Genomic DNA, 19769 nt, shown 5'->3' on the forward strand with positions numbered 1-19769 from the left:
CGCCGAGGGGATTTTCAAATCCCCTCAAAAAATGCGCCCTGCCCACATAAAAACTGTACCTTTAAGTTTTCTATTTCATAAAGATGAAAAAATAATGTCTATCCTACTAAAAATTGATACAATCCCTGAATAAAATCCGTAATAAATAAGGTTTCCTGCGGACTAAATAAATAATTAATTCCATTATTTAATCAACTATAAAATAGGACATTTTTCCCTATGACATTTACCATTGGCCAACGCTGGATAAGCAATACTGAGTCACAACTCGGCTTGGGTATTATTACCGCTCTCCAAGGCAGACAAGTAAGTATTATCTTTCCTGCAGCAAGCGAAGAACGTATTTATGCTATCGATAATGCACCTCTGAGCCGAATCATTTACAAAGAAGGTGAAGAAATTATCACCAACGATCAGAGAAAATTACACGTTACTCAGGTAACGGAACACCAAGGTCTTGTGCTTTATACGGGTATTGATGAATCAGGCAATGAAATGCAGGTGAAAGAACTGGCCCTCAATTGTTTCATCAAATTAAGCACCCCCGAACAACGACTTTTTAGCGGTTTATTGGATAAATTAAATGCTTTCAAATTAAGAATTGAAACACTGGAGCATACCAGCAGATTGCAACAGTCAACCGTAAGAGGCTTATTAGGTTCGCGAACCAGCCATCTTCCTCACCAGGTTTATATAGCCAGTGAAATAGCCCAACGACACGCTCCACGTGTTCTGCTTGCTGATGAAGTAGGTCTGGGTAAGACCATAGAGGCGGGAATGATTTTGCATTACCAACTGCACACGGGACGAGCCAGTCGGATACTTATTGTTGTTCCTGATACCTTAATTCATCAGTGGCTTGTGGAAATGATCAGGCGATTTAATTTGTATTTCTCAATTTTTGATCAAAATCGATTCGATCTCATGCAAGACAGTATGCCTGACTATGATGATGAAGAAGATGATGATATTGAACTCCTTGAACCCCGTACTGAAGAAAATCTTTTTGAAACTGAACAGCTTGTTTTATGCAGTCTGGATTTTCTTATGGCCAATGAAAAAGCACGCCAACAAGCCATAGAGAGTAACTGGGATATTCTTGTTGTTGATGAAGCGCATCATTTACATTGGTCAGAAGAAACAAAAAGTCCTGAATACAGTTGTATTGAGCAATTGGCAGCGCAAAGCAAGGGACTGTTACTGCTAACCGCGACTCCGGAGCAAGTAGGTATTCAAAGTCATTTTGCTCGTTTACGCCTTCTTGATCCTTCACGATTTTATGATTTTTCTGCCTTTAAAAAAGAAGAAGAACATTATCAGGAAATCAACAAAATAGTTCAGAATTTAATTGCCTATAGAGATGAAACTCAGACGGATGAATTAAGCAGTGAACTGAAATCTCAACTAAGCACCTATCTTGGAGAACAGACTTCCTCCAATATCAACGATACCATAAGAAATTTACTTGATAGACATGGAACAGGACGAGTGCTCTTTCGCAATACACGTGCAGCCATTCAGGGGTTTCCGGAACGGCATTTGCACTCCTACCCTTTACCACTGCCTGCGCTCTACTCCTCACTAAGTGAACAATCAGGAGTCGTTAGCCTTTACCCTGAAAGCGCCCTCAATAATGCAACCTGGATAGCACAAGATCCACGAGTTGAATGGCTGGCCAATCAATTAAATGATCTTTACCCCCAAAAAGTTTTGGTCATCTGTGCAAAAGCTAAAACTGCCATTGCACTGGAACAACACTTAAAATTAAAAAAAGGGATTCGCAGTACCGCCTTTCATGAAGGCTTATCGATTGTCGATCGCGATCGTGCTGCAGCTTATTTTGCAGAAGAAGAAAATGGGGCGCAAACGTTGGTTTGTTCAGAAATAGGAAGTGAAGGGAGAAACTTTCAATTTTCACATCATCTGGTGTTATTTGATTTACCACTCAATCCGGATTTATTGGAACAACGTATAGGCCGACTGGATCGTATAGGCCAGCGGCATGCTATTGAAATTCATGTTCCATACCTATTAAATACTGCACAAGAATTGTTATTTCGTTGGTACCATGAAGGCATCAACTTATTTGAAAAAAGCTGCTCAGTTGGCTTTTCTATCTATGAGACTTTTGAAGACCGGCTCCTGCCCATTCTTGAAAAAGCCATGGAAGACGAAAGCAATCGAACTGATCTTGATGCCCTTATTGTTGATACTAAAGCCTACACCGAACAAATAAATCAGGAGCTGCAGGCTGGGCACGATAAATTATTAGAAATGAATTCATGTGATCTGCCCAAAGCAAGAGAGTTGATTGCGGCCATAGAAGCAGAAGAAAATTGCCTGGAGCTGGAAAACTACATGACTAAAGTTTTTCATGAATACGCTATAGATCATGAGTATCACTCTGAATACGCAGAAATTTTGCGTCCTACCGAACATATGAAAACAAGTCATTTTCCTGGATTAAAAGAAGATGGCATCACGGTGACTTATTCACGAACTAAAGCCTTAGTTCGCGAAGATATGGAATTCTTAAGCTGGGAACACCCCATGGTTAGTGAGTCCATGGAGATGATTCTGGGCTCGGAAGTAGGTAATGCGACCCTCACCACAATCTCTGTTAAAAGCATCACGCCAGGAACTTTATTTCTGGAAGCCTTCTACACGATCAATTGCGCGGCGCCCAAAGAGCTGCAACTCGATCGATTTTTGCCGTTTATCCCCATCAGGATTTTAATGGATGTATCAGGTAAAAATCTTTCCAAAATCCTGAGTTATACGCAACTAAATGAAATGTGTGATACGGTAAAGCGGCATTTAGGCTACCCGATTGTGAAGCAGGTACATCATGATCTTGAAAAAATACTGGGGCAGAGTAATAAAGCTGCCGAAGCCCAGATGAGAGAAATTATTGATAGTGCCTACTCCGAGATGAAAAGAAGTATAAGTCATGAGGTCAGCCGACTGGAAGCATTGCAAAAAATTAATCCGACTATTCGTGATGAAGAAATCATGTTCTTCAAAAAGCAAATAGTCGATAGTGAACACTATATTAACAGTGCGACCTTAAAACTTCAGGCATTACGTGTGGTTATTAATAAATAAATATAAAGGAATAATCGCAAGCGATTCATATGTAAAAGAATTGTAGGTTGGGCTAAACAGAGTGCGGCCCAACAATAAGGAGATCACTACGCTCCATTGTTGGGTTTCGCAAGCTCAACACCAACCTACATTTGATCTTGATGATTTCCATTAACTTTGTTTGACAGCTTTGGATTACGACCGAATCCAATTTTTGAACCAGATTCTCCTGAAATAAGAAAACTGCAAAAAGATACTCTATACTAGAAAAAAGTTTCTAGAAAAAAGATACCCATTTTCCCGCCTTATCAAACAGATGCATCTTCTCTTGCACAGGGAGTTATAACATGGACAGTAAAGAGGATTACTTAGCTCAAAATCGCAGTCATGCTCAAATCCGAAGTAGTGGCGCCATCGGTAATCTTAATGAGGGGATTGAAATAATGATTAACAACCTCCCCACCCGGCTTATCGCGTGGCCTGGGAATGGTTTTCAAACTGAAAGCGTACACGTCATCACGGTTAAGCCAGGTTTAGAAAGTCCTCTTTATAATTACCAGATTTCTGAGGAAGCCTTGTTATGTGTTCAAGGTAAGGGAGAAGTATATCTCAGAGATCAATGGGTGGAAATTGAACCTGGTGATATCGCCTATTTCCCTGAAAATATCAAGCATGGTATCCGAAATGCGACTCAAAATCGCGACGATTTCATTTTAGTCAGCTCCATTACTCCGCCCCTGGTAAGCTTATATATTGATTCCGGCTTTTATATTGAGGAGCTGGGAAAAATGGATTTCGATGCAGCTGAAGCAGCAAAAAAAGCCAGTACTCCAGGTAAACTGTCCCCGATAAATCATCTTCGTTATCGAGAGACTCATTCCGAGCTTCGTGCCTGGAATTTAAAAGCAAATGATGTAAGAAAAAATGGCGGATTATTTAATATGTTTAAAGGGGCAGAATTTAACGCTAACGGCAGCCCGATGCGATTTATTTTATGGCCAGGGCACGGATCGCGTCAATGTGGTTTTCATCTCACGCGTTGCGCCACAGGTGATTTGTTTGCAGCACATACGCATCCCGTTTCCGATGAGTGCGTCATTGTTTGGGCTGGTTCAGCCCGCGGATTTTTGGATAATCATTGGCTAGAAATGGGAATTCATGAATGTTTGTTAGCTCCCTGCGGTGTGCCTCACGGGGGGCCTCTGAACATAAAAACACAAGTTGTGGGTACTATTGAACAGTCTAAAGACACTCTTTGGGGAGGATTCGCATCGCCTCCTCAAGGGGATCTCTATTTACGAGCAGGATATATTCAAAACCAGAAAGTACAAGATCCAGTTGCCGTTCGATTTAATGACATTGAACCACTGGATTAAGCAATGCCTGTTGACTGGAAATTTATTGTTTCAAATTAAATGATGTAGCCTGGGTGGAGACGCAGCCGTAACCCGAGTTGCGGTGCCATTAAATCCCGGGTTACAGCTTCGCTTTCACCCAGGCTACATCTAGCTATGATGAGAGTTCTTCAACCTGGGCATAACGTTTACCCACCAATAAATATCCCAATTCAGCCAAAGAAGAAACTTGATAGTGAGGTTTTATACCTTCAGGAACAGGCTTATTATGCCTGTTAAGCCAACAAGTATGCAGCCCGGCATTAATTCCCCCCAAAATATCAGAGTCAGGATTATCACCAACCATCAACACCTGCTCGCGCACAGGATGCCCCATTATAGCAAGGGTATGATCGAAAATACCCTGATGTGGTTTGGCAAAACCCACTTCTTCTGAGATGACTATCAGCTCAAAATGCTCTCTAAGCCCCGTACGCTGAAGACGAACCTGCTGTAATTGAGTAAAACCATTAGTAATAATTCCTAATTTAGCTTGCTCTTTTAGAACATTCAACAAGCTAACAGCCCCTTCCAGAGGAGTACAAATTTCCGCCATTGCTGCCATAAAAGCACTGTTTAAGTCTTGGGGAGCGCATTGAAGTTTATTAGCCCAGAGGTTAAAACGTTGACATTGTAATTGCTCAGCAGTAATAGAGCCATTTTGATAATCTACCCATAAAGGCCTGTTTATAATTTCATATTCTTCATAATCTTGCTGGGTAAAAGCAACACCATAATGGGAAAACATTAGTTTTAAACCACTAAATGCATCAAAATGAAACAGAGTCTCGTCGGCATCAAATAAAATCCACGTATACTTTTTCACCAGTTCTCTCTCTAGTTACATCAGTCAAGCATAAGCCATGAAGGCAGATTTTAATCTAAAAAAAGATTTTAATCAGCCATTAATGGACATTTTTATTGCAAATTAAGCTGTTGTTGTTCATAAAACAGCACTAACGTTGATATTTTATTTCAAAATGCAGGTGTTGCTTTGATATCAAAGTTAAGCCAGACTATATTGTAAAACTCATTTCGAACAAAGAGAGATCTCCTGAAACGAGCCTAATGCCGGCGTCTGGAGATCCTTCACTGCGTTCAGGATGACGGGATTTTCTCGATCTCAAAAAACGTCATCTCGAACACAGTGAGAGAGCTCCGGAAACGAGCCTAATGCCGGCATCTGGAGATCCTTCACGGAGTTCAGGATGACGGAATTTTCTCGATCTCAAAAAACGTCATCTCGAACGCAGTGAGAGATCTCCTAACACGAGCCTAATGCCGGTATCTGGAGATCCTTCACTGCGTTCAGGATGACGGGATTTTCTGGATCTCAAAAAACGTCATCTCGAACGCAGTGAGAGATCTCCTAGCATGAGCTTAATGCCGGCGTCTGGAGATCCTTCACGGAGTTAAGGATGACGGTATTCTCTCGACGGCGAGACTTAGGAATTATTTAGTAATGGATCAACTGCCTGGTAGAATAAATATGCCTAGAATTTCATTGTTGTTATTGATGGCTTTAATGCCCTCCCTGATGTTTTCTGCAGACATTCCTGGATGGAAGGGGCTGGCACTGGCCTCAGACTATCCTGTTGAACTTCTTTTTTCATTTAGAGTAATTATTGCCTCTTTATTGGGAATACTTATTGGCATTTCCAACAGACAGAAATACCACGTAGGAGCTCTTATTTATTGCGCCATTTGTTCCGGATCGTGTTTGTTTACGGTGGTCATGCTCCATGGTTTTATCATTTTGAATAATCCCTATGTGATGTCAGGTATTACCGGACTGATTACTGGAGTTGGTTTTATTGGTGCCAGCTTAATTTTTAGGGACAAACAACGGATTTATGGAACAATCAGCGCAGCCACCATGTGGGCTACTGTAGCTATTGGAATGGCTACGGGCTTTGGCATGTATCTCATTGCCCCCATAACAACAGCTATAATTGCCTTGTTAAATTATTTAGCCCGTGATTTTGCGGAAGATGTATAGAAATTTCGGGGAGGTACCTGGATCACTCCACTACATCAAGCCCTAGCATTCGCGACTCATTGCGATACACCTCTGAAGGATTTAGCACTTGAGTCAAATTTTTGCAGCACCATCTTATGGCTGTAATTAAAGGCAATGGATTATTGCCTTTCTGGGCACTCCAATTAGCATGCTCGAGTAGTAGGCTAGCCGCATAAGTTTGAAACATGCTAAACGCTAAACGGCGCGCAGCAACCTGTTGGCTCTCTTCACTCATGGTCGACAGCAAGTTCATATACTCTTTAAGTCTCATCACCGCATCCAGGGTTCTTTCTTTAGATGAGGCAAGCCCTTGCAAGTCAATTCCATTGAGTCGCTCCAGAATATCTTGAAAGAGAGGTTCTGCTGCATTCTCTTTTCGGATGGCTCGTAAAACATCCAGGCTTAAAATATTAGTAGTTCCTTCCCAAATGGATAAAACCTGGGTGTCACGAAGCAGTCGTGGAAGACCGGTATCTTCAACATACCCTGCTCCACCAAAAGCTTCCAGGGTTTCACTAACCACAGCAATAGCTTGCTTTGCTGTATAAAGCTTAGCCAACGGCGTTAAAATCCTTAAGACAGCAGATTCTGATTTGCTTGTCTCACCAAGCTCGTCTTTCCCCAAGAGCTCAATAGCATGAAATACCAGATGAAAAGCAGCTTCAAATTCCATTTGCAGATCGGATAAGGTTTCAAGATGTAGTCCATGTTCAGAAAGCGGACGGCCAAACGCAATTCGCTTGGAGGCATAATCTCGGGCCAGAGCAATGGCCCGACGCATGTACCCCACAGCACAGCAAGCATTGTAGATTCGCGTAATATTAAACAATGAAGAAATTTTCTTTACCCCATCACCCGAGTCACCAACCAGGGTGGCAGCTGCCCCTTCTAAGGTGAGTTCTGCTGTTGGAAGAGCATGGGTACCTAGTTTATCTTTTAATCTATTGATTCGGATGCCATTAAGGTTCCCCTCGTGATCGCGAAGTTTCAGATAAAAAAGACTGAGTCCTTTACTTCCTTGCGGGGCCCCTTCGATACGAGCAAGCGTCATGGCCATTTGCGAAGTCGTTGCTGAGGTGAACCATTTGACACCGTGAAGACGAAATTGCGACCCATCAGGTATGGCAATCGTCGAAGTGTTACTTACATCAGAGCCACCTGTACGTTCTGTCATCCACTGACCAGAGGTCCAGAACAGGCTTGGATCAGAGGAAATCAAATGGCGCAAAGCGCCTTGCTTCAGCGCTTCGTCCCCATAAAGCTCCAGTGCGCGAGCTGCCCCATCAGTCATGGCAAGGGGGCAGGTGTAAATCGCTGAAGAAGGGTGAAAAAGATATAATTTGGCAAATTGATGAATACGGGATAAAGCGCCATGTTTGCGTTCATAGCCTATAGCGACCAGCTTTTCTTCCGCGGAAATTTTATCAAGCTCTTTCCATGCCGAAGACACTTCGATTAAATCTATTCTCCTACCCCAGGGATCATAAGGAATGTGCCGAGGAGGTTCCGCCTCCGCAGCTTGGCCTAAATGATAGATATCGGTAATCGCCCTCAGCCCCATCCGACGCAACTCCGGCTGAATCTCATTGAGAACATGACGAGGAAGCTTCCACTCAAGATAAGATTTGAGTACTCGATCTTCGTCGTATTGATTGCCCAGCTTGGGAGGTATTTGAAAAAATTCGCTCATTCAGGATTACCTTATCTCATTCATCGCGTTTTATTCTGTTCTACGATATCAACTCTAATATGCAAGTCAAGATGGGGGTGAGGAGAACAAAATCCCCCTTGGCCTGTTTTATACCACGCATCATATAGATAGTCGGTTTAAGAATATAAAGTGATTTTTTTCTCTAGAAAAAGTTTTTCGCATGCATCGACTACTGCCGGGTCAAAGAGAATTCCTCGCCATTTTTTTATTTCAGATCTCGCGGCAGTTAGACCTAATGCCGCTCGATAAGGCCGGTGCGAAGACATGGCATCAATTGTGTCTGCAACAGCCAAAACCCTGGCTTCAATATTGATAGAGTCTCCTTTAAGTCCGCGAGGATATCCACTGCCATTTATCCGTTCATGATGTTGCAGGACAGTTTCAGCAACTGGCCAGGGAAAATGAATATCTTTTATGATGTCATAACCAATTTGCACGTGAGTTTTGATGAGTTCAAATTCAATAGAGCTCAACTTGACAGGCTTCATCAGCAATCCTATTGGAATGCCAATTTTTCCTAAATCATGGATTTGAGCAGCAACCTTTAAACCCTCAATGGTATTTTTCGACAGTTTTAATTCGTGAGCGATGGCGCCTGATAAATAGGCAACATTACTTTGATGACCGGCAGTATATGCATCACGGTATTCCCCTGCCCGGGATATTGCCACAATCGTGTCATGCAAACTACGCTCCATATATTCAGCATACTCCAGGCGTTCCTGCATCATTTGCATATGCTCAGTAATGTCTTCTGCCACCCCTGCGCTGCGACATAATAATTGATGTTCATCATAGATAGGGAACGTGCGCGCATGAATCCAACGTGTTGTGCTGTCAGAACGTACAATTCGATAATTAGCCTCCAGTTTACCGGTATGCAAATGCTGGATGTATAATTGCTTTACTTGTTCCTGATCATCAGGATGTATAGAAGCCATCCATGCGGTCGGATCTTTCATAAGATCGTCAATAGATTGTTGCCAAATTTCTTCATAACTGGGGCTGATATACAGGAATTTAGCGGTACTTAAATCAATCAGAAAAAATACATCACGGATGTGGGAAGTCAGCTGTTGAAATCGCTGCTGATTTTCATGTAGTTGCAACATTAACTCTGTTCGCATCTTGATTTCATGAGCAATTCCTTGCATGCATCCATCATCAAGAAGTTTAAGATTTAATTGGGCATAAAACGATGTTCCATGTTTTCGTTTCATAAAGTGTTCAAGACGTATCACTTTTTTTTCATTGAGTTGTACTTTTAAATCCATCCCTGACTCATTATAAATATCGCTAATACCCATCTGCAGCAGTTCCTCTTTGCTGTAGCCCAGCATGTCGCAAAAACGAGGATTAACTAATAAGAAATGCCCATCCGCATCGGCTATAAATATTCCTTCAGGCGATTGTTCAAAGACAGAACGATAGTATTTTTCACTTCCTTTGCAGTCCATTTCAATCCTTTTAGCGCGGTTATGAGAAAAAAAGCACAGGATATATTTATTATGGTTCTTTTTTAAGAAAAATAAAGAAGATCCAGGAGTCGCCTTCATTAAATTGGTGTCAAACGTAGCCTGGATGGAGCGCAGCGTAATCCGGGAAAGACATTATTCCGGAGCACTGAAATCCCAGATTACGCTGCGCTCCATCCAGGCTACAAAGGCAGTAGTTCCAGGAGCCCCTTTCTATTTCGAAGATTGAGGGATAAAAAATTGAAAATTATAGTCATATAAGGCAGTAAAAGTGCCATCTGACTGGAATTGCAGGATAACTTGGTTGATTTGGTTAATCTGATCCTGATTAGCAGGCATAGCAGCAATCCCCAGCCCCTCTCCAACCTGAAAATGTTCATTTAATACTTTAACTCGCTCTGGAAATTGGTGTTGTAAATAAAGTGCCGTGATGTAATTTATAAAAATAGCGTCAACCTTACCATTGTTGACGTCAAGTGCTAAAGTTTGAAATGCATCATAAGGAATGATGTTCATTTGTCCTATAAAATGTTCCTGTAGATAATTAATATAGTCTTTGCCACGCACAGCCCCCACTAATTTTCCTTGCAATTGATTCACCGCATTAATAGGAGAGTCTGCCTTCAAAAGAAAACCGGCCTCACTGGGTAAATAAGGAATGCTAAAAATGAGTTTTTTTTGTTTTTCGGGAGTGATGACAATAGCCCCCATTGCCAAATCAATTTCGTTTTCCTGGAGGGCCGTTAATAATTTTAAATACTTCATGGGAACGAATTTGCAATCCCAATTTAAACGACTGCAAATCTTTTTCATAAAATCAATATCAAATCCAGAAACTCCATTTATTGGATCGTTATTAATGGCATAAGGAGGATCATAAAACGGCGTTCCAATTCTAACGACGGCGTTGGCGGAGAAAGCAATACACCAAACTAATATAATGCAGCAGATATTTTTCATTTTTAACCTGCAACTGTATTATTTATAATCAATTATAGAACAGTTCTAACAGAGTGATTAAAGTACTTAGTTGTAACAGTTAAAATTATAAGAATTGGCGTTTATCCCCTCATATTGAATCATCGCGTTATATAAATATAAGGATGCTTTTTTTTATCAAGCCAACGAAGAAGAGCCATCAAATTTTTTTTCTCCATCGCAACACATCCGGCAGTTGGAACATTTATTGAACGCCATAAGTGCATAAAAATAGCACTTCCAGCTCCCTTGATAGTGGGATCCATGTTGTAGTTTATTATGACGCCTATTTTATAAGGTTCAATCAACATCTGCTCATAACTTTTAGCCTCTGTCTTGCCGTTAACCCAAGTGTTATAACGGTTGCTGGTCACGTCATCAATGAACTTATCATCGGCTGTAATGTACTTATAATCCATTTTAAGTGACAAAGGAACAGTACCAAAAGCCTCACCCAATGGGTATAAACCGGCAGGTGTTTTTAAATCTCCTTCTTTTTTCTCTCCGATAGGAGCAATTCCCCCCTTACCAATAACGGCAGGAAAAGTAGGAATCAATGAGCCCTGCCATGAGCGCCCTTTTCGTTGGCAGGCGGTCACCTGTGCTTTAGATTCCCCCAAAGACTGAACCACAATCACTTGAGAGGAAGAACCAGGAGGGTTGCCATAAGCAGAGTTCACCAATATCTGGCAACTGTCCGTTGAATTTTTAACTGATTTAAATATCATAAAAATTGCAATCAGGCCTAAAAACGCGACCAAGATGTAAAACAGGTTATTTCTTTTATGTAGGGTCATTATTATAAATCCGCAGCAGAAATGATTTTAGTAAATTGTTTTGCAAAAGCCTGGGGAGAAGTCGCATTAGCCCCCAATTCATCAAGGTAAACCAGCTTAAAATAAGCTTTATTGGCAAGAGAACTCACATCTGGATTTTCTGGATAATATTTAAGCAATGGAAAAAAAAGTGATTGCCCAATTACATAACGCTTGTCCCTGCTCTCGGGAGAAAGACCCCAAACGTTTTGATAAGTCATAGGGGCAAATTGCTGATCATCCATTTTTTTATTACCCACGTAGAGCATGACGTGGCCACCAATATAAATAACTGTCATTAATGGATGCCCCTTTTCTTTTAACGTGGTGATGCGTTCATCCATGTTATTTTTTGACAAATCCAAGCCAGAGCTCAATTGCGCTTGCTGAGCCGAATTTCTTGGCAACCAAATACCAAATGGAGTAAAAATACTTTTTATTTCTTGTGAACAATCGTTAAAAAAGAAAGTTCCTCCCCAGCCGTAAGGACGATTCTGCAACTGTCTCATGATCTTGGCCATATTCTTTTTAGACGCTACAAGAGGCATTAGGCCAGCTGATTTTTTACTCACCGCTCCAATGGTAACGATTGCTTGATGATGTTCATTTTTTGCAGGAATGAAGATGAATGTCCTAAGCTCATCCTCTTGTGCATAGGGAAATACAGCACCAATATACCCTTTAAGCTTAAAATGCTGATTTTTATCAACAATACTCACGCCTGTTTGAGTGATGGCAACAAGCCCCTTCTGTGCTGCCGTTTGCCATTGGTTAATAAATCTACTTGAAGCATAAGCAACGTCACTGCTTTTTACCCAACCAAAATAAGCATCCGGTGTTAACACCAAGGTCCAGGACTTATCTTGTGACACACTAAAAACATAGAGGGGTGTTCCCGACCAGATAACTGATTCTTGCAAGTTATCAAAAGGAAACCCTTGTCCCGCCAAACTGAGATGAAAAAAATCAGGGGCTTCGTCAGGTAAAGCACGCACAAAGGTATTTGCTACGGCAATGGCTTTGTTTTCTGCATTAAATTCTAAAGAATCAAGCGTTTGTAATCCCATATTTTGCTTGATTTGATTGAGCCAAACTTCATCATGTTCTTTAAAGTTCTCAGCATAATGTCGATTCGCTCCTGCTTTTTGATTATCAAAATCATCCAATATCTCAAGTTCAATTTTTTTGACAACTGGCAGTAACGATCTGACCATTTGCTCACTCCAGGGAGAGAGACCTTGAGAATCACTCGAAAAATAGTGATTGTAAAATTCTTTTAATTGCGCAGTTTGATATTCTGGTCTTAATAGAGGGGTTAAATAATCCGAACTGTCAGACGAGATGTGATCATCGATGTTTTGCGTGTACGCTTTAATTGAAAAATCATAAATAGGGACTTCAAATGCAGAGGCAACTGGTAAGGATAAGCCTAAAACTAAAAAAATAAAGGATTTGATTAAACCGGTACAATGAAACTGACTACAAGACATAAAACTACCAATTAAATAATAAAACTGGCAGGATTATATCATAAAGACTCTTTTTGTTTTTTATTTAAGCGTTAAACGGTAGGCATGCTGGCTAAGATGGTTGAGCCTGACCCATAGCGGCCAGTAAGGAACTAGCCCGTCTTTATCTACTCGCTTCGCCCGGAGTGAGGAGCACAGCCATTGATTTAAGCTGCTTACGTCATCCCGCGGAGCTTGCGACGAGGGATCTCCTGAAATAGGCATGAGCCACATTATGCAAATCCTTCGCTTCGCTCTGAATGACGTTTCTTAAGTCATTGCCGCATTAGATTGAGGTGATGGCTGGAAAGTCCAAAAAGATATAAATAAGCTATAATTAAACAATAATTAAGCAACTTTTGGAGAGTGGAATTTAAAATGAAAGAATACATATATAGAGGATTTAAAATAAATTACGATATTAAACCTGAAAAGAATTATATCAATTTATATAAAGCATATGGCTATGTTGAATGTCTTAAAAACAAAAAAGCCAATAACCCCCAAATAAACTTCACTACTGAATTTCCTACCCGAGATGGAGCTCAAGAGGAAATAAAAAAAATAATTAAAGATTATATAGATTTTGAATGGGATCAGTTTTACAAGATTAAAAATGAATTTCCAAAGTTAAATTAATCTTTTGTAACTCCCCACCCCTTGTATAGGAGATGGGGAGCAATATCATTGACTTAAGCTGCTTTCCCGTCATCCCGAAGAGCTGCAACCAGGAAGCTTCTGAAATAGGCATGAGGTACGTTTTGCAGATCCTTCGCTTTGCTCTGGATAATGTTTATTTCGCTCTGGATAACTTTTCTTAAGTCAATGGCAGTGGAGATAGGAAGTTACCTAATCCTGGCAGTTACTTACAAGCCAGTAGCAATGGGGTTGACTCCTATATTGGGATTTACCCCACAATCATCAAGCAGCTTAAGTAAATTATTGCCTTTCCGAGTCAGTCGTTTAATACAATACTCATCCAGATAACTCTTTAAAACATAATAATAATCAGGCAAGGTCATAATACTCAGTATTTTCTCTGCGCGCTCCAAATGCAGTACCATCCCATGATCACACGCTTGAAACAAAACCGCGCCCAGCATGGCGACAATGCTTGCTTTTCGCTCAGGACTGGCTATGTAAAATCGTTGAATACATTCATCAAGAGCTCTGTCTTTATCCCATTCGACCCACTGATCATGCACATACATCGCCACATCAGGAGTAAAATTATCAACTGTACTTAATTCTTGCATTGCGTAAGCAACAGGAACTACGGCTTGAACATTAGCCCAGGAGCAATTACCGCTAATCTGTGGCTTAATCGGTAACTGTGCTATAGGCAATAAACCTAATTGCTGGTTAATTACGTGATGGAAATAACGCCGGTTTTGTTTTTTATAAAGAAAATTCTGGATGAATTGGGGAGTCAGTACTTCCGGCCTGGTTATTCTATAAATATTAGCGCTGCCTTCTTTTAAACTATTTTCACCTCGGTCAATTTTTGCCCACCACTGATGAAAACGAACAAAGCAAAGTGCATGCCCTCGACTGGCCGCAGGAAGAATTAACATGGGTGAGTTCAACAGCTCACCAATCCGTTTAAGATGATTCTCATTAAGCCTGGGTTGATGTTGATATTGCAGAAGTTCAGCAGCATCGGTGAATGCATCCATGATGGTATGGATAAGGGGAAAATAGTCTCTTAAATGACGGGTAGAATAACTGCTGATGAAGCGACGTAAGGAATCCTTCACGACAGCAACTGTGAACTCTAAAATAAAGCCTTCATAATCTAACTCAATAAATTCTCCCGCGGCATTAACGATGTCCACATCGCCCTGGAGCTCAAATCGATGTCCTAACAGTTTGGCATTAATAAAATCCTGGGCAAAATCAAGTTTCGCCCCAAATTGATAGAGTAAATGTTTTAAGGAGTCTTGCCCGCGCAATACAGGATAAACTAATACAGCAAGCCCATTTCGCGTATACGCATTGGCATCGGCGCCATGCGTTAATAATAAGCGGGTCATATCCAAATCGTTATTATCTACAGCCCAATGTAAAGGAGTTCGTCCCGTGACGTCCGGTTTGTTTACATCTACTTTATAATTAATTAATTGTTCGGCAATTTTAACCTGGCGGGTGATCGCACATTCAATTAATGGAGTAAAGCCGTATTCATCAATGTCATCCAGAGAATCCCCTTCGCGCAGGTAGGCCTCGAACTCAGGCATTCGATGACTGATAATATCATTCGCAATCGTCATTTAGGGCCCCCGAGGGGTAGGTGTTGAAGTGAATTTAGGCATATTACCCAGGCGCAATTGTTTTTCTTTATCTTGTTCTCTTTTCTCATTATCAAATTCCCGTCGCGCTTCAGTATTCAGTGGCGGTTCGGGATTTAAATTAGGATCTATTCCATCAAAACGCTGACTATCCAATTCAGGATGCTGCAAAATACTGTTTTGCAACTCTCCTTCCGGACTCATCTTTATCTCTTCCTCTGAGTGTTCCCGCGCTTTAACTGGTCCTAATTGTCGCTCCCCTTGTTGTTCAGCAAGGCGCCTTTTTCTTTCCATGGACTTTGTTTCAGCCACTAAAAAAGAGCTTTCGCGGTTTTTAGGGGGCAAGCGTGTAGGCAAATCAGCATGAGATGCTTTTTTCAGTAATACATACAGCGCTCCAGATCCGCCATCTTTTGCTTGGGCACTGTGAAAAGCCAACACTTCATCAAATTGGGGTAACCATTGATTGAGAAGATTTTTTACTAAAGGCGGTGCACCATGAGTGCTTTCCTTTCCATGAATAATTAGTACACATCGTTCATGATTTTTCGCTTGCTTCTGAATAAATTGAGATAAGGTCTCTCGAGCCGCTTCCGTTTTAAAGCCTTTTAAATCAAGCATTCCATCCCAAGAAATGTCACCACTTTTAAGCGAGTGGAATCGTTTCGTCGGAACTCCCGGATTGGAGTAAGACAAAATAGTATCAGAAAAAACAGGTTCGCTAATAAAATCAGATAAAGAATAATTTCTAGCCATTTTTTTCTATAGTTCAACAGTTATAACTTAAAGTATAACTTAGGTTAAAGAAAGTAGAACATTATTTATAAAAAGAGAACAGAATAATACGAAACAATGAAGCACTCTTTCTTTTATTATGCTCATAAATTGAGTATATACCTAAAAAATAAGAATTAACAATGCACATCTTTCCTTTATTAACAACAAGCTGATGGACTTTGTGTCATTTCTTTAGCTCCACAAATGCGTAGCACGGTTACTTGCAACCGGGAGTGCCAATTTACGGTTTTCAACCAGATCCCGGCTGCAAGCAGCTGGGCTACATCTCTAATAATAACGGGGTAGGATAGCCAAATTAATATTGTAGGTTGGTGCTGAGCGTAGCGAAGCCCAACAATAAATTAGAATCATGGCATTATCTTGGCAGATAGGCCCTGCTGTTGGGCTTCGCTACGCTCAGCACCAACCTACCCTCTTATGAGTTTCCTGAGTTAGCAAGGTAGCCCTTAATCGCTTTCACCCAGACTACATCTAAAATAGGTCTTACAAAAACTCTCTTTGCAGAATTTCAGCAATTTGTACCGCATTCGTTGCAGCACCTTTACGAATATTATCTGCAACCACCCATAAGTTTAAACCACAGGGATGAGAAATATCTTGCCGAATACGTCCTACAAATACTTCATCCTTTCCTATAGCATTTTTGATTACAGTGGGGTAGCTTGATTTACCAATATTATCAACCACTTTGACCCCTGGAGCTTTTGCAAGTAGAGTACGTGCCTGCTCAGCAGTCATTGGTTTTTTTAATTCAACATGAATCGCTTCGGAATGACCATAAATCACCGGAATCCGGACTGCCGTTGGATTAACCAGGATGTTTTCATCCTCCATAATCTTACGCGTTTCCCAAACCATTTTCATTTCTTCGCGGGTATAACCATTGTCCTCAAACTGATCGATGTGAGGAAGAGCATTAAAAGCGATTTGCTGAGGATACACTTCAGTCGTTGCAGGTCTTCCATTCAACAGATCCGCCACTTGAGCAATGAGCTCGCTAATTGCTTTCTTGCCTGTTCCAGAAACGGACTGGTAAGTAGCCACGTTAATCCGGGAAATTCCTGCAGCATCATATAAAGGCTTTAAAGCCACTACCATCTGAATCGTGGAGCAATTAGGATTAGCGATGATGCCTCTTTTGGTATAATCGGCAATTCGATGGGGATTCACCTCAGGTACAACCAAAGGAATGTCGTCGTCATAACGAAAACAGGAGGTATTATCAACAACCACGCAACCCGCAGCAACTGCCTTAGGAGCATATTCTTTAGATACGGAACCACCAGCAGAAAATAAGGCTATGTCCGCTTTGCTAAAATCAAATTCAGCCAAATCCAGCACTTCTAATTGTTGATTTTTAAAAGTTACTGTTTTATCTACAGAGCGAGAACTGGCCAAGGGATAAAGGGTCTTTATAGGAAAATTTCTTTCTGCTAATACGGTTAGAAAAGCTTCCCCAACAGCACCAGTGGCACCTACTATGGCTACATTTAATTGTCTGCTCATTATTACCTCTTTATTTCATCATAATTATCTACATTGAGCTTTATGTCTCAAGTAATGATCCATTAATACCAAAGCCATCATCGCCTCAGCTATTGGCACGGCTCTGATTCCCACACAAGGATCGTGACGTCCTTTAGTCACTATTGTCACCTCTTCTCCCTGAGTATTAATTGTCTGTCCAGGAGTCGTAATACTCGAGGTAGGCTTCAATGCCATGCTTACTTCTATATTTTGTCCAGTAGAAATCCCTCCCAGGATGCCGCCGGCATGGTTACTCAAAAATCCATGTTGAGACATTTGATCCCGATGTTCGCTGCCCTGTTGGGTTACTGCACTGAAACCGGCCCCGATTTCTACTCCTTTGACGGCATTGATAGACATCATCGCAAAGGCTAGGGTCGCATCCAATTTATCAAAAACCGGATCTCCTAGTCCAACGGGTACCCCTTTAGCTATTACCTTAACCCGAGCCCCAACCGAATCACCTTGCCGCCGCAAACGCTCTATATAATCAGCAAGCTCTTGAGTTTGTTTGTTGTTTGGGCAGAAAAAAGGATTATTATTGATTTCTGCTTCATCTTCAAATTGCAATACCAAATCACCCATTTGTTGCAAATGGCCAATTATTTCCAAATTTAAATTTCGCTGCAAATACAAGCGTGCAATTGCTCCTGCAGCAACCCGTACCGCAGTCTCTCGGGCAGAAGATCGCCCACCGCCTCGATAATCTCGATGGGCGTATTTGTGATGATAAGTATAATCGGCATGTCCAGGACGAAATAAATTTTTAATTTCTTCATAATCACGAGAACGTTGATCAGTATTATGAATCAATAAAGCAATGGGAGCACCCGTTGTTTTACCTTCAAAAACGCCGGATAGAATTTGTACCTTATCTTCTTCGCGTCTTTGAGTGGTATATTTAGATTGGCCGGGTTTACGTTTATCCAGAAAAGGTTGGATATCCTCCTCTTGCAAAAACATACCCGGTGGGCAACCATCCACGATGCAGCCAATAGCGGGGCCATGGCTTTCACCAAAAGTAGTTACGGAAAATAATGTTCCAATCGTGTTTCCTGACATGCAGTACTCACTTACTTAAAAAATTCTTCTAACTGTGCTTTAGTTAATAAAAATACACCCTGTCCACCATGACTCATTTCAAGCCAAGTGAAAGGCACCAAAGGATAAGCCTCACATAAAGCTTCTTCGCTATTACCTACTTCAACCACCAAAATACCTTGATCACTTAAATAAGCATGGGCGTTATTAAGAATTTTTTCAACAATTGCCAAACCATTATTATTCGTTTCCAAAGCTAAAACAGGTTCATGCCGAAATTCGTCCGGCAAAGTCTGCATCTCTTCTTTGCCCACGTATGGGGGATTACTAACGATTAAATCATATTTCTGCCGTGGGACGTTATTAAAACAATCTGACTCGATTAAAGTGAGCTGTTCTTCAACCTCCAACGCATCACAATTAATGGCAGCTACAGCAAGGGCTTCTGATGAAATATCAACAGCATCCACCTGAGCATCCGGGAAAGCATAACAGCAAGCAATAGCAATACAGCCGCTTCCTGTGCATAAATCTAAAATGTGATTCACATTTTCGGCATCTATCCAGGGAGAGAATTGATTATTAATTAACTCAGCTATGGGTGAACGAGGTATCAACACACGTTCATCAACATAAAATGGCAAATCACAAAAATAAGCTTCTTTAATCAAGTAAGGAACAGGTACTCGCTGATTAATGCGCTTATCCAATTGCTGGCATAAATGTTTTTTTTCACTCGTGGTGAGTCTTGCATTGAGTAAATGGGGATCTATATCATAAGGCAAGGACAGACTTCTTAAAATCAGCGAACGCATATCATCCCACGCATTATCAGTACCATGACCATAATACAAATGTGCTTTAGTAGCACTCGTTAAACTGAAACGTAAAAAATCAAGGATAGTAACCAGTTCGTCCGTTTCTTTCATTATATAACTACTCATTAATGCTCCGCTTGCATTTCAATCTTTGGATAGCCGGACTTTGGTCTTTTTTACAAAGCTGATTAGTAACCGTCGCGAGCGTTAGCGAAGCAATCCAGACCGAGTTTAAATGGAAATTCCAAGCTGGATTGCTTCACTTCATTCGCAAAGACGACAGTTTTTTGCCAATTTTCAAAAAAGGCCAAA

General features: G+C 41.0%; 15 protein-coding genes. 4 read left to right on the forward strand and 11 right to left on the reverse strand.

Annotated features, from left to right (window positions below; translation table 11 throughout):
• Positions 1-219 precede the first annotated feature (219 nt).
• Positions 220-3105, forward strand: a complete 2886-nt coding sequence (gene rapA / locus LOX96_RS07845) for an RNA polymerase-associated protein RapA (RefSeq protein ID WP_250422180.1) — start codon at positions 220-222, stop codon at positions 3103-3105.
• 326 nt (positions 3106-3431) lie between these two features.
• Entirely contained in the window at positions 3432-4460 is a 1029-nt protein-coding gene (locus tag LOX96_RS07850) for a cupin domain-containing protein (RefSeq protein ID WP_250422179.1), read from the forward strand.
• 133 nt (positions 4461-4593) lie between these two features.
• Here the strand turns inward: LOX96_RS07850 and yjjG are convergent, their stop codons facing one another.
• Entirely contained in the window at positions 4594-5304 is a 711-nt protein-coding gene (yjjG, locus tag LOX96_RS07855; RefSeq protein WP_250422178.1) for a pyrimidine 5'-nucleotidase, read from the reverse strand.
• A 663-nt stretch (positions 5305-5967) separates the two neighbouring features.
• Between yjjG and LOX96_RS07860 the strand changes: the two genes are divergently transcribed.
• Positions 5968-6477 (forward strand): MgtC/SapB family protein, encoded by a 510-nt coding sequence (locus LOX96_RS07860; protein ID WP_250422176.1) that lies wholly within the window; start codon positions 5968-5970, stop codon positions 6475-6477.
• Positions 6478-6499: 22 nt separating this feature from the next.
• Here the strand turns inward: LOX96_RS07860 and LOX96_RS07865 are convergent, their stop codons facing one another.
• The 5 genes from LOX96_RS07865 to LOX96_RS07885 all read right to left on the reverse strand — a co-directional run bounded on the left by LOX96_RS07865 (position 6500) and on the right by LOX96_RS07885 (position 12967).
• On the reverse strand, positions 6500-8188 hold the full coding sequence (locus LOX96_RS07865; RefSeq protein ID WP_250422175.1) for an acyl-CoA dehydrogenase family protein: 1689 nt from the start codon (positions 8186-8188) through the stop codon (positions 6500-6502).
• Between the two features lie 137 nt (positions 8189-8325).
• A complete protein-coding gene (locus LOX96_RS07870; protein WP_250422174.1) occupies positions 8326-9666 on the reverse strand; it encodes a PAS domain S-box protein in 1341 nt (446 codons plus the stop codon).
• A 231-nt stretch (positions 9667-9897) separates the two neighbouring features.
• Entirely contained in the window at positions 9898-10644 is a 747-nt protein-coding gene (locus LOX96_RS07875) for a transporter substrate-binding domain-containing protein (RefSeq protein ID WP_250422173.1), read from the reverse strand.
• A 119-nt stretch (positions 10645-10763) separates the two neighbouring features.
• Entirely contained in the window at positions 10764-11459 is a 696-nt protein-coding gene (locus LOX96_RS07880; protein ID WP_250422172.1) for a L,D-transpeptidase family protein, read from the reverse strand.
• A 2-nt stretch (positions 11460-11461) separates the two neighbouring features.
• Positions 11462-12967, reverse strand: coding sequence for an SH3 domain-containing C40 family peptidase (locus LOX96_RS07885; RefSeq protein WP_250422171.1), 1506 nt, complete (start codon positions 12965-12967; stop codon positions 11462-11464).
• A 396-nt stretch (positions 12968-13363) separates the two neighbouring features.
• Between LOX96_RS07885 and LOX96_RS07890 the strand changes: the two genes are divergently transcribed.
• The gene (locus LOX96_RS07890) at positions 13364-13624 is read left to right on the forward strand and encodes a hypothetical protein (RefSeq protein ID WP_250422170.1); all 261 of its coding nucleotides are present in this window, start codon (positions 13364-13366) and stop codon (positions 13622-13624) included.
• Positions 13625-13851: 227 nt separating this feature from the next.
• Here the strand turns inward: LOX96_RS07890 and ankH are convergent, their stop codons facing one another.
• The 5 genes from ankH to prmB all read right to left on the reverse strand — a co-directional run bounded on the left by ankH (position 13852) and on the right by prmB (position 19583).
• Positions 13852-15255 carry a Dot/Icm T4SS effector AnkH/LegA3 gene (gene ankH / locus LOX96_RS07895; RefSeq protein WP_250422168.1) on the reverse strand — a complete coding sequence of 468 codons (1404 nt, stop codon included), beginning with the start codon at positions 15253-15255 and terminating at the stop codon, positions 13852-13854.
• A complete protein-coding gene (locus tag LOX96_RS07900) occupies positions 15256-16029 on the reverse strand; it encodes a Smr/MutS family protein (RefSeq protein WP_250422167.1) in 774 nt (257 codons plus the stop codon).
• A gap of 525 nt (positions 16030-16554) precedes the next feature.
• Positions 16555-17577: an aspartate-semialdehyde dehydrogenase gene (locus LOX96_RS07905; RefSeq protein ID WP_250422166.1), complete on the reverse strand. Its 1023-nt coding sequence runs from the start codon at positions 17575-17577 to the stop codon at positions 16555-16557.
• A 24-nt stretch (positions 17578-17601) separates the two neighbouring features.
• Positions 17602-18660 carry a chorismate synthase gene (gene aroC, locus LOX96_RS07910; protein WP_250422165.1) on the reverse strand — a complete coding sequence of 353 codons (1059 nt, stop codon included), beginning with the start codon at positions 18658-18660 and terminating at the stop codon, positions 17602-17604.
• 11 nt (positions 18661-18671) lie between these two features.
• Complete coding sequence (prmB, locus tag LOX96_RS07915) at positions 18672-19583, reverse strand: 50S ribosomal protein L3 N(5)-glutamine methyltransferase (RefSeq protein WP_250422164.1); 912 nt, start codon at positions 19581-19583, stop codon at positions 18672-18674.
• Positions 19584-19769: the final 186 nt, after the last annotated feature.

This window comes from Legionella maioricensis, from assembly GCF_023618015.1.
Classification (GTDB): Bacteria; Pseudomonadota; Gammaproteobacteria; order Legionellales; family Legionellaceae; genus Legionella; species Legionella maioricensis.